Genomic DNA, 14,721 nt, shown 5'->3' with positions numbered 1-14,721 from the left:
CAGAACGCCCGATGGGGGGCACCGCGTGTGCGGTGCCCCCCATCGGTTGTGGCGGGTCAGCGTTCCATGAGGGACTGGATCTCGGCCGCGAGCTGGTCGGCGAACTCAGGCCCGAGCAGGCCGTAGTGGGTCGTGTCGATCCGGATCCGGTGCGGTGGCGTGGCGAAGCGCTGCGCCCACTGGTCGAGCTGCACGTCCAGCAGCTGCGCGCCGACGAGCAGGACGGGCGCCGCCAGCACCCGGTCGGTCACGTAGGCGGACACCGCGAGGGTGTGCCTGCGGTAGGTGCCCCAGCGCTCGATCAGCGTGGCGGCCGGCACGGTCTCCCCGGCGGCGCCGAGACAGGCGGCCAGCGCCCGCATCGCCAGCTCGGGATTGTCGCCGCTGGTCACCGGAAGCGAACCGGCCAGGTCGACGTCGAGCGAGCCGCAGACCGTCGCGACGAACGAGTCGAGACGTTCCGCCTCGCGGTCCGCGTCGTTCTCGTAGCCGACCGGCGGGGCCGCGTCGAGCACGGCGAGGCGCGGCGGCTCCGGGTAGCCCGCGGCCAGCTCGAAGCAGATCTGGCCGCCCATCGACCAGCCGCACAACAGATCCGGCCGCAGCCCGGCCGCGTCGAGGTCGGCGCGGTAGCTGGCCGCCATCTCCGGCACGCCGGGCAGGGGCTCGCGCTCCTGCGACAGCGTGACCCGCCAGCCCGAGGGCAGCGCGACCAGCAGGGCGCGGTAGTCGTGCGCCGCGCCACCGGCCCCGTGCACCAGGTGCAGGTGCGGCCCGTCGCCCTCGCGCAGCACGACCAGCGTGCTGACCGTGGTCGGCCGGTCCTCGGTGAGCTGGTCGACCAGCCGACGCGGGGTCGGCTCGGCCAGCCACCGGATCAGGTCGAGCGAGTGCCCGGTCTCCGACTCGATCGCCGCGGCCAGCTGCAACACCTTCAGCGACCGGCCGCCCATAGCGAAGAAGTCCTCGTCCTGGTCGTGCGGGTCGTCGCCGAGCACCTCCCGCCAGATGTGGCCAACCTGCTGCCACAGCGGCGAATTGGGCAGGCGCGCGGCCGGGGGCGCCTCGGCCGGCCGGTGGTCGACGAAGCCGGCGACCGCGCGGGACCTGACCTCGAGGCCGGACACCGTGGCCTGCGGGTCGGCCGCGAGGACCGAGTCCAGGTCGTGCAGCAGCCGCTGCACCGTCTGCCTCTCGTAGCGGCCGGTGTTGTACTCGATCTCCGCGAGATACCCGCCGCCGTCGATCTCCCAGAACGCGATCGCGATGTCCGACCTGGCCGCCCGGTTGGGGGTGAGGTGCTGCGTCAGGGTGATGTCGCCAAGCATCGCCCCGATGCCGATCGGGCCGAGGTAGTTCAGCAGCAGCGGCGCGTAGTCGTTCAGCATCGCCTGGGTCGACTCGGTCAGCGAGCCGAACACCGCCGAGTACGGCACGTTCTGGTGCGCCAACATCGTCCACATCGCGTCGCGCGACCGGCCGACGACGTCCGCGAGAGTGTCCTCGTCGCCGATCGTCGCCCTGGCGATGCACAGGTTGGCCGTGTAGCCGACCAGCGCCTGGTCCCGTGGCGTCATCCGGTTGGCAATCACGGCCCCGACCGACACCTCCTCGCCTGCGCCGCCGCGCGCGAGCACGACCTGCATCGCGGCCAGCATGACCGCGAACGGCGTGCCGAACGTGACCTTGCCGAGCGCCGCGACACCCTCGTTGGCCTCGCGGCTGAACGCGTAGCGCAGCGTCACACCGGCGGCCCCGGTGCCGGCGAACCTGTCGTGGTCGGCCGCCACCGTGGTCGACACCGCGCCGTCCAATGTGGACCGCCAGTGGTCCAGGCTCGGCTGCCACTCGCCGGCGTCCCTCGCGGCGACGGACTCCCGCGCGTAGACGGAGAACGGCACCGCCTCGGCCTCGAACTCTGGCCGGTCGCCGCGCACGATCGCCTGGTAGGCGGTCGAAAGGTCCGTGAGGAGCAGTTGGAGCGCCCAGCCGTCCAGCACGACGTGGTGCACGGTCAGCACGAGTTCGTGCTCGGTGCCGACTCGGACCGTGGTCAGCCGGGCGAGGGGCGCCCGGCTCAGGTCGATCGTCTGCTCGTGGATCTCCTCGGCCAGCAGCCGCAACAGCGTGTCCACCGGCGCCGTGCCGGGATCGTCCACCTCGACCCGTTGCATGGTCGCGGTCACCTTCGGCAGCACGACCAGCGTGATCGTGCCGTCCTGCTGGACGACCGAGGTGCGCATCGCCTCGTGCCGGTCGATCACGGTCTGCCACGCCGCCGCGAGCGCGTCGGTGTCCGGGGCGCGATCGCAGGCCAGCCGCAGCGTGAGGTTGTAGACCGACTGGTTCCTGGCCCGCTGGTGCACCCACCACAGGGCTTCCTGCATCGGGGTGGCCGGCACGGTGAAGGTGTCGACCCGAGCGTCGACGGTCGTCATCGGGCGCTCACCGTCGGGATCCTGCCGAACTCCTCCGACAGTCGCTTGCGGTCCACCTTGCCGACCGTGGTCAGCGGGATCTCCTGGCGGTGGTGGAATCCGCGCGGGTGCATGTACTGGGGCAGCTGGTCGACCAGGCCGGCGAACTCCGCGTCGGACACCTCGCCGCCGGTGTACAGCGCGTGCAGGTCCATCTCGCCGTCCTGCGCGGTCACGGTGATCACCACGACCTCGGCGATGTCCGGGTGCTTGCGCAGCGCCGACTCGATCTCGCCGAGCTCGACCCGGTTGCCCCGGATCTTGATCTGGTCGTCGATTCGGCCGAGGTGCACCAGTTCGCCGCGCTCCCTGCGGACTCGGTCGCCGGTGCGGTACCAGTGGTCCTCGGTCAGCGGCTCGGTGCTGTCGTAGATCTGTGCGGTCCGACCGTCGAAGGACACGAAGCGGTTCGCGTTCTCGCTCGGGTCGAGGTAGCCGGGGAACCGTTGCGGCCCACGGATGCACAGCTCGCCGTCCTCGCCGGGCAGCAGGTCGCTGTCGAGCAGTACGTACTCCATGTGCGGGTACAGCTCGCCGATCGGGATGGACCGGTTGGAGGTCTCCACCCACTCGTCCTGCGCCAGCGGCACCTGGTAGCCGGTCACCGTCACGGTGGTCTCGGTTGGGCCGTAGCAGTTGAAGATGCGGGCCTTGGGCGCGGCACTCGACCAGGCCTGCACGTGCTCCATGGTCAGCGCCTCGCCGCCGAAGAACCCGCCGAGCAGGTTCGGCATGCTGCCAGGAGCCAGCGCGCGCAGGCGCTTGGCGAAGGAGATCAGCGACGGCACGGACATCCAGTGCGTCAACCGCTTGGCATTGACGAACTTCACCGGCGTGAACACGTCGGTGTGCTGCGCGACGCACAGGGTCGCGCCGGAGCCCCAGCTGCCGAAGATCTCCACGATCGACCCGTCGAAGGACATCTCGAAGGTCTGCGAGACCCGCGAGCCGGGCGTCAGGAAGTAGCGGGGGATCACGTCGTCCAGGAACGCGGAGACGTTGGCGTGCGTGGTTGGCACGCCCTTGGGCTTCCCGGTGGTGCCGCTGGTGTAGATGATGTAGGCGATGTCGTCCGTCGTGCGGTCGACTCCCGGCGGGATGGTCGCGGACCGGTCCGCGTCGAGCAGGTCGCGCGGGCGGCCGCCGGTCATGTCCAGGATCGGCACGTCCGTGGCCACCCGGTACTCGGCCGCGCCGTCGCCGCTGGTGTCGTCGACGACGGTCAGGTCGAGGCCAGCGTCCTCGGTGATGGCCAGGTTGCGCGACGCCGCGGCGGCCGGGTTCAGCGGCACGCAGGTGGCGCCGAGCCGTTGCGCGGCAAGGTAGGAGACGTAGCCGACCAGGCTGCGCGAGGTGAGCAGCCCGACCCGTCGCGGCGGCCCGCCGAGCGTGTCGTGCATCAGCGCGGACATCCGCTCCACGGTCGCGCGCAGCTCGGCGTAGGTCAGCGAGGTCGTGGTGACCTCGAGCGCCATGTGGTCGGGGTGCGCGTCCGCCGAGGCGAGGAACCACTGGTAGAGGGTCTGGTTCGTCATCGTGCTTCCCTTTCCGGGTAACGAAGTTCGTGGGCGACGCTCACCGCGATATCGGGCAAGGGGACGCTGTGCCAACAGAGGGAGTGCCAGGTGCCGTCGTGCTGGCCGACCTCGACCGGGATCGTCCACGGCCGTCCGGCGAGACCCGTGCCGGTCGCCTTGACGCAGGCCTCCTGCACGGTCCAGATCCGGCTGTACTCGCGCTCGCGTTCGGGGTCGGGCAACGCGGCGAGCGCGACGCGCGCGGTCGGCGATCCGCAGCGCCGCAATCGGCCCGCCGTGACGGGTTCCGGCCGCTGCACGTCCACGCCGACGCGTCCGCCGACGCCGACTGCGGCGGCCAGCCAGTCGCCGTCGTCGGACAGGCTCACCGAGATCTCCGGGTGCGCCGGCAGGTGTGGTTGCCCGCTCGGCCTTGTCGCGATCTCCGCGTCGCCGGCCACCTCGGTCGCGTCGGCGAGCAGGTCGCGCAGCACGGCGCGGGCGTCGGCGCGCGAGGCGGACCGACGGCGCACGGCGACGCGCACCCTGCCGCACGCGGTCACGCGGACCTCCTGGCGAACGCGGCGCACAGCGAGTCGGTGTCGCGCAGCGCCTGCGGGGTCAGGTCGTCCGCGTCCAGCTCCACGTTCAGCTGGCTCTCGACCCGCTCGATGATGTCGACCAGCCGGAAGGAGTTGAAGTTGGGCAGGTCGCGCAGCGTCCGCGCGGCGAGCACGATCGACTCGTCCAGGCGCAGCACGTCCTCGATCGCCGCCAGCACGGTGGCCCGCACGAGGTCGTCGTCGGCCGCCGCGACGGGTTCCGCCGCGGCGAGCCTGCCGGCCATGGCCACATCCTCGTGCAGCAGCCTGGCCAGCTCGTCCAGCACGGTCGCCGGCAGCGCGCCGGTGCGCTTCGCCCTGCGCCAGGCCACGTACGTCTGCGACGCCAGGGCCAGCCACGCCCCGGCGTGCGCGTCGGCCTCGGCGTTGCCGCCGAGCCACGCGGCGTGCAGCAGCCGGGACCGGCCGAGCAGCCAGACGTCCAGCACCAACTGGTCGCTGCCCCGGTTGGCCGCCAGGTACGCGTCGATGTCCGGCACGGCGTCGGCGAGCGCCCGCGCGTTGTCGGCCAGCGCGCCGGGCCGCGCGGTCACCGGCTCGGTCGCCAACAGCAGCACGGTGGCCGACGGCACCATCGCGTCGAAGTCGGTGGGGGACAGGCGCCACACGCTGGGACGGCAGGACCCCCACGGCGTCTCGTCGTGGTAGGCGTCCACGACGGTGTCCGAGGCGGACAGCAGGAAGGTGTGCTCGGTGTGCTGCTGGCCGGCGTACGGCGTCCACGCGAGGGTGTGCGCGTCGGCGATCACATACAGGGGGCCGTGTTCGCCGACCAGCTCGCGCAGCGCGGCGCCGTCCACGTCGTCGAAGCGCTTGGCCACCCGGAGCCCGAGCAGGTCGTGCGCGGCGGCGAGGCGGTACGGCACCGACGACGCGACCTGCGGCGCCCCGTCCTGGCCCGGTTCGGTCTCGAACCGCAGCGCGGAGCCGAGCGCGAGATGCGCGCCGGAGCCGTTGTGGCGGTCGGCGACGGCGGCGAGGTTGGCCTGCACGCAGTCCAGCGCGTCGGCGCGCAGCGTCTCCAGCACCGGCGACCACAGCCGGTCGTAGGTTTCGGTAGGGGCACTCAGCATGATCGCATCCGGTTGTCGTAGGTCACCAGGTGAACTGCCCGCCTGCCACGATGGCCTGCCGGCCGGGTCGAGCCGCCTCGGCCGACCGGGCACTCCGGCGGCTCGGTCACGTGGCGACCTCCGCCCTGTCGTGGCCGAGGAAGCCGCCGATCTCGTCGGTCAGCTGGTCGAGGTGCTCCGGCTCGAACACCGCGAAGTGGTCCGCGTCGAGCGTCCCGTCGCGCAGGTCCGGCGCGAGCTCCCGCCACCGCCGAACCGACTCGGCCCTGCCGTCGAAGTCGTTGTCGTTGTCCGGGCACATCAGCAACAGCACTCTGCCCGCGTACTCGCGCACGGCCGCGTAGTCGGCGAGCGCGGCGACCTGGGCGCGGAAGGTCCGGTCGACCCTGCCGACGGTCTGCTCGTCCGCCCTCGGCCCGAGCCCGCCGAGGATCACCTTCCTGATGTGCTCGTCGGCCTCCACAGTGGACGGTCGCGCCAACGGCGAGCTGTCGACGATAACCAGGTCCGGCCGGACGCCCCGGTCGGCCAGCCGCACGCACACCTCCCAGCCGATGGTGCCGCCGAGCGACCAGCCGAACACCAGGTCCGGCACGAGCCCGCCGAGCGCGGCGACGGCGGAGTCCGCCATCGCCGCGACGCTGTCCTCCGGCTCCTCGTCGGGCAGCAGACCGGCCGCCCGCACGGCGTACACGCTGTAGTGCCTGCCGAGGTAGGAGGCCAGCCGCAGATAGGGATTGAGGCCACCGCCCGCCCCAGGCAGCATCACGCAGACCGGACGGTCCTTCCGCCGCACCAACGTGACCAGCCGACCGGGCAGCGCGACCCCAGTCACTTGAGGCCCTCGCGGACCAGGTTGGCCAGGGTGGCGATGGTCGGCGCGCGGAAGAAGTCGACCACCGACACCGCCACCCCGAACCGTTGCTGGACAAGGCCGAGCGCGGTGAAGATGTTCAGTGAGTGCGCGCCGTACTGGAGCACGGGCACGTCCCGCTCGACGGTCGGCACGGTGAGCACACCAGCCCAGATCTCGGCGAGGTCCCGCTCGAGGTCGTCGGCGTACTCGGCGACCGTGACCGGCTCCTCGGCGCGCACCTTCGAGGCGAGCTCCACCAGCGCGGCCCGGTTGGTCTTGCCGGTGCCCGAGGTCGGCACGGACTCGATGTCCACGACCAGCGCCGGCATCATGTGCGCCGGCAGCCGCGCGCCGAGGTGCTCCCGCACGGTGTCGTGGTCGACACCGGCCTCGGAGACCAGGAACAGCAACAACTCCCGGTCCGCGCCGTCACCGCGCACGGCCGCGACGGCCTGCCGAATCCCGGGGACCTCGGTGGCGACGGTCTCCAGCTCGCCAAGCTCGACCCGGTGGCCGCGGATCTTCACCTGGGTGTCGCCGCGGCCGAGGAAGATCAGCGTGTCGTGCTCGTCCCTGACGACCTGGTCGCCGGTGCGGTACAGGATGCCGTCCGGCTCGAACCGCCCCGGCGCGAACCGGTCTGCGGTGCGTTCTGGGTCGTTGATGTAGCCGTGCGCTGGCGAGCAGCCGCCGAGGAACAGCTCGCCGGCGACGCCGGCCGGCGCGAGGTGGCCGGTGCCGTCGACCACGTACGCGGTCACGTTCGGCATCGGCAGCCCGATCGGCACGTGCCGGGCCCACGGCGGATCGCCTGCCGCGAGCCGCTGCGTAGTGACCGCCTGCGTCTCGGTCGGCCCGTAGTGGTTGACCAGGGCGCAGTGCGGGTGGTCGTCGAAGAACGCGCGGATCTCGTCGTCCACCAGCAACTGCTCGCCGGACACGCAGAACGTGCGCAGCGCGGGCAGCCTGGTCCGCTGGGCCTGCGCGCACAGCACGAACGGGCGCAGCGCGGCCACCGGGAGGTAGAGGTGCGTGACCGCGGTCTCGGCGACGCGCCGGACCATGGCGGGGAAGTCCCGCCGGTCAGCGGGTTCCCTGGCGACCACGGTCCCGCCGAGCAGCAGCGTCGGCACGATCTCCTGGAACGACACGTCGAACCCGGCCGGCGCGTACTGGAGGAACCTGGTGTCCGCGTTGACGTTGAGCGCGGAGGCCGACCAGGCCGCGAGGTTCAGCAGCGGCGGGTGGCCCATCAGCACGCCCTTGGGGCGGCCGGTTGAGCCGGACGTGAACATCACGTACACGCCGGAACGTCGGTCGGCGGCGGACGGGACGTCCTCGTCGGACTCCAGCGCGGCGATGGCCACCGTGCTGGCGCCGTCGACGTCGAGCCCCGAGCCGATGATGACCCGGCAGCCGGCCTGGTTGACCATGTAGGCCAACCGATCGGCCGGCAGGCTCGCATCGAGCGGCAGGTAGGCGGCACCGCGGCGCAGCGTCGCCAGGATCGCCACCGCGTTGTCCCCCAACGCGTCCAGCCGCAGCCCGACCACGTCACCCGGCCCGACGCCGTGCCCGGCGAGGCCTGCGGCGACGCGGTTGGCCCGGCCGGCCAGCTCGGCGAAGGTCAGCCGTCGCTCGGACTCCTCGATCGCGATCGCGTCCGGCGTGCTGCGCGCGGTCTCGTCGAACCACTCGCTCAGCGTCGGCGCCGGCACGTCGGCGGCGTAACCGTCGGTGCGCCGGCTCTGCGTGGTCGAGGCGTCGTCGAACAACTCGGCCAGCGTGCGGCTGCCGTCGGTGATTGCCCGGCGCAGCGCGGTCCGCATCGAGTCGAGGATGCCGTCGGCCACCGCGGGCGTGATCAGCGCGCGGTCGTAGTCCAGGTCGAGCTGCCAGCGCCCGTTGACCGGGGTCGCGCCGATCCAGAGGTCGAACTTCGCGGTGCCGTTGCTCGGTTCGCGGATGCCGATGACCGGTCCGGTCGCGGTGCTCGCGTCGAAGGTGTCCTGCATGGCCAGCATGCAGGAGAACAACGGGTTGCGGTCGCGCGGTCGGTCCGGCTGCACCTGCGCGACGAGCCGGTTGAACGGGACGTCCACGGCGGACCGGCAGAAGTCGATCTCGGCGCGGACGGGCCCGCTCAGGTGTTCGTCGACCGTGCGCGTCCAGTCCACGTCCACGGTGACCGGCAGCGTGTTGACGAAGAACCCGCACAGGTCGAACGCGCCGATCGTGCGGCGCGCGGCGAACGGGCTGCCGACCAGCACGCTGGACACCCCGCCGTGCCGCGCGACCACCGCGCCGTACACGCCGGCGAGCAGCACGAACGGGCTGACACCAAGCCGCTTGCAGGTCGCCTGCATGCGCTCGGCCTCGGCCTCGTCGGTGGTCCAGGAGATGCGGGTGCCGGCGAAATCGGTCTGGGTAGGACGATTCGGGCGCGGGTAGAGCACCAGCGGTGGCACCGCGCGCAGCCGCTCCGCCCAGGCGGCGGCCTTCTCGGCGGTCTTCTCCGAGGACGCGACCCGGTTCTGCGCGGCGAGTTCCTTGCGGAACGCAGTTTCCCGCGCGATCCGCAGCGTCTCGACGTCCTCGGTCATGGTGCCGGTGAGCATCCGGTCGAGGTCGCGGACGATCGGCGCCATCGACACGCCGTCGCCGACGGTGTGGTGCGCGCACAACAGGATCGACGCGGCGCTGCCGTCGGTGGCGTGCACGAAGGCGAACCGGTAGACCGGCCCGACGCCGAGGTCGAACGGCGTGCGGCCGATGGTGCGGCCCACCTCGGCCAACGTGGCCGCGTACTCGCCCGGCGCGACGGCGATCGTCTCCAGCGGCAGGTCGTCCGCGTCCGGCGGCGCCAGCAGCGTGGCGTGCAGGTCGGGGTTGCGGCCGAACACCTGGCGCAGCGCGGGCTGCACGGTCACCAGGACGGCCAGCGCGCGCCGGACGACGTCGACCAGCGGTGCGTCGCAGCGCGCCGGGTCGAGGTCGAACTGCATGATCTGGTTGTAGATCTGCCTGGTCGGCACCAGGCTGTCGACCACCAGCAGTCCCTTCTGGGACTCGGTGATCGGCAGCGTCTCCGGCGGCGCGACGAGCTCGGCGGTCATCGGGCGACCTCCGCCGTGGCCAGCTCGCTCAGCCAGGTCTTCAGCTCACCGATGGTGTGCAGCTCGACCAGCCTGGTCGCGTCGATCTCCGCGTCGTCGTCCGCGGCGACCTCAACCGCGAGTCGCAGCAGCGACAACGACTCCAGCCCGGCGTCCAGCAGCTCAGTGCTGTCGTCGAAGGAGACCGTCGCGTACTTGGCGATCGTCGAGTCCAGGTCTAGTTGTGCGGTCATCGCCGGCTCTCCGCCTGTTGTTGTGGTGTGCTCTGCACGGGAGAATCCCCATCGCCGATGTACCGCCGATGTTTCGGCGATGCAGTTCGGCTGTGGCTAGGTCTATGCGTCGCCTATGTGACGGCTGTGTGTCGCCTATGCGACGCGCGCGCGGGTGCCGGACAGCGTCCAGCGCAGCTGGTCGACGGCCTTGTGCAACACGTCGGTGTCGTCGCGGTCGACCAGCGCGCGCAGCGTCCCCAGCTCCTGCCGGTACCAGCCGAGACTCGCGGCGACGGGCTCGGCGAGCTGGCGGTGCACGAGGTTCACGTGGTGGTCGATCACCCTGCGCACGGCCGCGGCCGCGTCGACCTCGGCGTCGTGCCGCTCCCGCGCGAACAGTCGCACCAGATCGGGCACCCGGTAGCGGTCGATGCTGATCGTCTCGATCAGCCCGACGTCGACAAGGCGTTCGGCGATCGGCTGCGCGGTGTGTTCGGACAGACCGAGCAGGGCGGCCACCGTGTGCACGTCCACCACCGGCAGGTCGAGCGCCCCGAGCAGGTGCACGGCGACGCGCGCCTGGGTGTCGTGGTCCCGCTCGATCAGCCGGACGCTGGCCAGCAGGCTCTCGCGCACGCTCTGCTCACCGGAGGCAAGCAGGTCGAGCCTGCGGCGCGGGTCGGCCAGCCGTGTCGCGAACTCGGTCACCGTCCACTCCGGACGCATGACCAGCCGCGTCGCGGCGACCTGGAGGGCCAGCGGCAGATATTCGCACAACCGCGCCACCGCGCTCGTCGCGGCGGGATCCCGGTCGACCTGCTCGTCGCCGAGCAGCCGCCGCAGCAGCAGCACCGATCCGGCCGCGGACAGCCGGCCGAGCCGCACGTGCCGGTGCGAGCCGAGCGCGCCGATGGCGCCGCGCCCGGTCAGCAGGACCGCGCAGCCCGGCGGCGGGGACAGCAGCGGACGCACCTGGTCCGTGTCAGCCACGTCGTCGAGCACGGCGAGCGCCCGTCGGCCGGAGGTCAGGTCCGGCCAGCGCACCGTGCCGCCCGCGGTGACCATGGCGCGGTCACCGGAGACACCGAAGGCGCGCAACACCTCGGCGCTCACCTCGCGGGCGGACAGCGGTTGCGTGGTCGACGCGCGCAGGTCCAGCCACAGCCAGCCGTCCGGGAACCGTTCGGCGACCGCGTGTGCCGCGCGCCGCGCGAGCGTGCTCTTGCCGGTGCCGGCGGCGCCGTACACGGCGCACACCCCGCCGCCGACGAGTCGGGCCGCCGTCGCGGACAGCTCGGCCTCGCCGCCGACGACGAAACCGGCGTCGGGATCGGGCGGCAGCAGCCGAGGCGAGATGACGACTCTGGGTCTTTCATCCGGTCTCGGCCCTGATGTCGCGTCGAGCAGCTGCGGATCCTCGCGGAGGATCTGTTGCTGTAGCTCACGAAGCGGCTTGCTCGGTTCGATGCCGAGTTCGTTGATCAGCAGGCGGCGCAGATCGTGGTAGGCGCCGAGCGCCTCGGCCTGCTGTCCGCATCGGTACAGCGTGAGCATGAGGTGGGCGTGCAGCCGTTCCCGCAGCGGGTACTGGGAGACCATCAGTTTCAGTTCCGGCAGCAGCGGTTCGTGCCGACCGAGTTCGATCTCCGCGCCGATGCGGGCCTCCAGCACCGCGAGCCGCGACTCGTCCAGCCGTGCAGCCTCGGCCATCACCACGTCGGTGCGGGCGACGTCGGCGAGCGGGGCGCCGCGCCACAGCGCGAGCGCAGCGGTGAACGACGCGGTCGCCGCGGCGGGATCGCGCGCGGCCAGGCTCGCCCGGCCCGCGGCGACCAGCCGTTCGTACTCGTGCACGTCCAGCGCGCCCTGCGGGAGGTTCAGCCGGTAGCCCGGCGCGCGGGTGACCAGAACGTCCCCGTTGCGTAGTGCGCGGCGTAATCGCCAAACGTATCCAGCGAGCAGCCCGTGGGCGCTGTCCGGTACGTCGTTGGGCCACAGCTCGGCGACCAGCCGGTCGGCGGGAACCATCTGGTTGGCGCTGAGCAACAGCGCGGCGAGCAGCGCGCGTTGCTTCGGCGCGCCGATGGCAGACCAGTGCTGACCATCGAAGAACTCCAGCGTGCCAAGGATCCGGAAGCGGTTGGGGCCAGAGCGATGCATTGGATTCGTCGGCATGGGTCCTCGCTTGAGCGGCGGTGGAACGCAAGCCTTGCTCTTCGGCGGCCGGACGGATGATCTCCGTGGGAGACGTTGCCCTAAAGGCTCACTATCTGTTCCCTTTGGGGATGACAAACCGCTGACCTGCTACGGCGAATGGACTCACCCTTCACCTGTGTGGCCCAGCGCCTGGTGACAGCTCGCCAACATCGTTGCGCCGTAAACAGAGCAGGCTCACACCGGCGGCGTATCGCGAGCACATCGGCGGTACATCGGCGGCGGCGAGCATCTGCCTGCCGACCCGACGAAGCCTTGCGGAGCACGAGAAGCCATGCTGACCAACACATCGCCAGGCACCTCACCCAATGTCGAGACGCGTGCGGAGGACCCGACCGCGCGCGGCGACCGCGTCGTGCTCAAGATCGGCACGTCCTCGTTGGTCACCGAGGGCCGGCTGGACCAGGCCAAGCTCGACCGGCTCTGCGACACCGTGCACCGGGGCGTCGCCGCCGGGTTGTCGCCCGTGCTGGTGACCTCGGGGGCGATCGCCATCGGCCGCACCCGCCACCCCGCCCTCGCCTCGGCGGGGCCGGTCGGGCAGCAGGTCGCCGCCGCGCTCGGCCAGTCCAGGCTCTACGCCGCGATCCAGGCCGCGTTCGCCGACCGGGGCCTACAGACCGGACAGCTGCTGCTCACCCCGTTCGACCTGGTCGACGCGGCCCGCAGCGGCGGCGTGCGGGACACCCTGGCGACCATGCTCGCGCTGGGCATGATCCCGGTGGTCAACGAGAACGACGCGCTCGGCGTGCGCAACAACGACGTGCTCGCCGCGCTGCTCGGCGGGTTCCTCCAGGCCGATCTGTTGCTGTTGTTGACCAATGTGCCCGGTTTGTACGACAGCAACCCGTTGCTGGCCGAGGACGCGCGGCACATCGGCGACGTCGCCGCGCTGACCCCCGAGCTGGAGGAGCTCGCCGGCGGGTCGGTCGGCGACGGCGGCACCGGCGGCATGCGGATGAAGCTCGGCGCCTGCTGGATCGCGACCTTCTGCGGCGTGCGCACGGTCATCGCGGACACCACCGACCCCGAGGTGCTGGTTGCCGCGCACCGGAACCGCCCGATCGGCACGGTGTTCCGGCCGAGGGCCGTCACCGGCGCGACCCCGACGATCGGCACGCTGTGGCGCGCCTTCCGCACGCCGCCGGCAGGCTCGCTGCGGTGCACCCCCGATGGGCTCGCCGCCGTCGAGCGTGGCGAAACCCTACGGCGCCAGCACATCGCGGCAGAGCTGGGCGCGGTCGAGCCCGGCGACACCGCCGACATCTGCGACACCGACGGCCGGCCGGTCGCCCGAGGCACGGTCCAGGCCGCCATCGACCCAACTGACCCCATCGTCGCCAGCGGCGACTACGTACGGATCGTGGAGGACCAGCCATGTCGGTGACCGAAGTCTGCCGGAGCGCGGCCGAGGCCTGGGCGGGGGTCAAGACCCTCACCACGGCGGAGAAGAACGCGCTGCTGCTGGACGCGGCGGCGTCGATCGAGGACCACCGCGCGGCGATCATCGAGGCCAACGCCGCCGACGTCGACGCGGCGCGGGCGGCCGGCATCTCCAGCACGCTCGTGGACCGGCTCACGCTCACCGATCGCCGAATGGCCGGTCTGGTCAAGGCCATTCGGACCATCGTCGACCTGCCGGACCCGGTCGGCCAGGTGGTGGAGGGCTGGACCAGGCCCAACGGCCTGCTGGTGGAGCGCGTGCGCGAGCCCCTCGGCGTGGTCGCGGTGATCTACGAGGCGCGGCCCAACGTCACCGCCGAAGTCGCCGCGCTGTGCCTGAAGACGGGCAACTGCGCCGTCCTGCGCGGCTCGTCCATGGCCATGGCCAGCAACTCCGCGATCATGGCCGCCCTGGACGCGGCGATCGCCCAACACGACAACATCCCGGCAGCCGCGGTCCAACTGATCACCGACCCGTCCCGAGACGCCGCGCTGGAACTGATGCGCGCCAAGGGATACATCGACCTGCTCGTGCCGCGCGGCGGCCCTGAGCTGATCGCCTCGGTCGAGCAGAACGCGACCGTGCCGACCGTCATCGACGGCGCCGGCAACTGCCACGTCTACATCGACGGCGCGGCCGACCGGGACATCGCGACCGCAGTCGCGATCAACGCCAAGACCTCCCGGCCGAGCGTGTGCAACGCGATGGAAACCCTGCTGGTGCACGAAGATCTGGCGCACGACTGGCTGCCGGGCGTGCTCGACGAGCTGGCCGCGGCCGGTGTCGAGATCCGCGGCTGCCCGGTGGTGTGCGAGGTCTGGCCCAAGGCGACGCAGGCGACCGAGCAGGACTGGGGCACCGAGTACCTGGACCTGGTGTTGGCCGTGCGCGTCGTGCCGGACCTTGCCGAGGGCATCGCGCACATCGGCCGCTGGGGCACCGCCAACGCGGAGGCGATCGTCACGAAGGACATCGACGCGGCGCGCAGGTTCACCAGGGAAGTGGACTCCGGCAGCGTGTTCGTCAACACCTCGACCCGCTACTCCGACGGCGGCGAGTTCGGCTACGGCGTGGAGATCGGTGTGTCCACGCAGAAACTGCACGTGCGCGGGCCGATGGGGCTGGCCGCGTTGACGACGGTGAAGAACGTCGTCTGGGGTTCCGGTCAGACTCGCGTCCTCTGAGG

At 71.8% G+C, this 14,721-nt stretch carries 10 protein-coding genes; 2 read left to right on the top strand and 8 right to left on the bottom strand.

What is annotated here, in order from left to right; genetic code table 11:
• Nucleotides 1-56: 56 nt before the first annotated feature.
• The 8 genes from F0L68_RS16540 to F0L68_RS16505 all read right to left on the bottom strand — a co-directional run bounded on the left by F0L68_RS16540 (nt 57) and on the right by F0L68_RS16505 (nt 12,052).
• On the bottom strand, nt 57-2,438 hold the full coding sequence (locus tag F0L68_RS16540) for a condensation domain-containing protein (RefSeq protein ID WP_149850481.1): 2,382 nt from the start codon (nt 2,436-2,438) through the stop codon (nt 57-59).
• The gene (locus F0L68_RS16535) at nt 2,435-4,012 is read right to left on the bottom strand and encodes an amino acid adenylation domain-containing protein (protein WP_149850480.1); all 1,578 of its coding nucleotides are present in this window, start codon (nt 4,010-4,012) and stop codon (nt 2,435-2,437) included. Before F0L68_RS16535 ends, F0L68_RS16540 begins: the two co-directional genes overlap by 4 nt.
• Nucleotides 4,009-4,557, bottom strand: a complete 549-nt coding sequence (locus tag F0L68_RS16530) for a 4'-phosphopantetheinyl transferase family protein (RefSeq protein WP_188316611.1) — start codon at nt 4,555-4,557, stop codon at nt 4,009-4,011. The genes F0L68_RS16535 and F0L68_RS16530 overlap by 4 nt, the downstream gene beginning before the upstream one ends.
• The gene (locus tag F0L68_RS16525; protein WP_149850478.1) at nt 4,554-5,690 is read right to left on the bottom strand and encodes an acyl carrier protein; all 1,137 of its coding nucleotides are present in this window, start codon (nt 5,688-5,690) and stop codon (nt 4,554-4,556) included. The genes F0L68_RS16530 and F0L68_RS16525 overlap by 4 nt, the downstream gene beginning before the upstream one ends.
• A gap of 106 nt (nt 5,691-5,796) precedes the next feature.
• On the bottom strand, nt 5,797-6,525 hold the full coding sequence (locus F0L68_RS16520; RefSeq protein ID WP_223198841.1) for an alpha/beta fold hydrolase: 729 nt from the start codon (nt 6,523-6,525) through the stop codon (nt 5,797-5,799).
• Nucleotides 6,522-9,662 (bottom strand): non-ribosomal peptide synthetase, encoded by a 3,141-nt coding sequence (locus tag F0L68_RS16515; protein WP_149850477.1) that lies wholly within the window; start codon nt 9,660-9,662, stop codon nt 6,522-6,524. Before F0L68_RS16515 ends, F0L68_RS16520 begins: the two co-directional genes overlap by 4 nt.
• The gene (locus tag F0L68_RS16510; RefSeq protein WP_149850476.1) at nt 9,659-9,895 is read right to left on the bottom strand and encodes a phosphopantetheine-binding protein; all 237 of its coding nucleotides are present in this window, start codon (nt 9,893-9,895) and stop codon (nt 9,659-9,661) included. The genes F0L68_RS16515 and F0L68_RS16510 overlap by 4 nt, the downstream gene beginning before the upstream one ends.
• A gap of 135 nt (nt 9,896-10,030) precedes the next feature.
• Nucleotides 10,031-12,052 (bottom strand): AfsR/SARP family transcriptional regulator, encoded by a 2,022-nt coding sequence (locus F0L68_RS16505; RefSeq protein ID WP_149850475.1) that lies wholly within the window; start codon nt 12,050-12,052, stop codon nt 10,031-10,033.
• A gap of 313 nt (nt 12,053-12,365) precedes the next feature.
• On the opposite strand from F0L68_RS16505, the gene proB reads away from it, so the two are divergent.
• Nucleotides 12,366-13,478 carry a glutamate 5-kinase gene (gene proB, locus F0L68_RS16500; RefSeq protein ID WP_149850474.1) on the top strand — a complete coding sequence of 371 codons (1,113 nt, stop codon included), beginning with the start codon at nt 12,366-12,368 and terminating at the stop codon, nt 13,476-13,478.
• The gene (locus F0L68_RS16495) at nt 13,469-14,719 is read left to right on the top strand and encodes a glutamate-5-semialdehyde dehydrogenase (RefSeq protein WP_149850473.1); all 1,251 of its coding nucleotides are present in this window, start codon (nt 13,469-13,471) and stop codon (nt 14,717-14,719) included. The genes proB and F0L68_RS16495 overlap by 10 nt, the downstream gene beginning before the upstream one ends.
• The last annotated feature ends 2 nt before the right edge of the window (nt 14,720-14,721 follow it).

Source organism: Solihabitans fulvus, assembly GCF_008386585.1.
In the GTDB taxonomy this organism is placed as follows: Bacteria; Actinomycetota; Actinomycetes; order Mycobacteriales; family Pseudonocardiaceae; genus Solihabitans; species Solihabitans fulvus.
Note: the sequence above shows the minus strand (reverse complement) of the source record. Positions and strands in the feature narration are given on the sequence as shown.

What these genes read in the sequence shown, in the direction of transcription:
- F0L68_RS16540 (WP_149850481.1), bottom strand. Translation starts at nt 2,438, where the DNA reads ATGACGACCGTCGACGCTCGGGTCGACACCTTCACCGTGCCGGCCACC.
- F0L68_RS16535 (WP_149850480.1), bottom strand. Translation starts at nt 4,012, where the DNA reads ATGACGAACCAGACCCTCTACCAGTGGTTCCTCGCCTCGGCGGACGCG.
- F0L68_RS16525 (WP_149850478.1), bottom strand. Translation starts at nt 5,690, where the DNA reads ATGCTGAGTGCCCCTACCGAAACCTACGACCGGCTGTGGTCGCCGGTG.
- F0L68_RS16515 (WP_149850477.1), bottom strand. Translation starts at nt 9,662, where the DNA reads ATGACCGCCGAGCTCGTCGCGCCGCCGGAGACGCTGCCGATCACCGAG.
- F0L68_RS16510 (WP_149850476.1), bottom strand. Translation starts at nt 9,895, where the DNA reads ATGACCGCACAACTAGACCTGGACTCGACGATCGCCAAGTACGCGACG.
- F0L68_RS16505 (WP_149850475.1), bottom strand. Translation starts at nt 12,052, where the DNA reads ATGCCGACGAATCCAATGCATCGCTCTGGCCCCAACCGCTTCCGGATC.
- proB (WP_149850474.1), top strand. Translation starts at nt 12,366, where the DNA reads ATGCTGACCAACACATCGCCAGGCACCTCACCCAATGTCGAGACGCGT.
- F0L68_RS16495 (WP_149850473.1), top strand. Translation starts at nt 13,469, where the DNA reads ATGTCGGTGACCGAAGTCTGCCGGAGCGCGGCCGAGGCCTGGGCGGGG.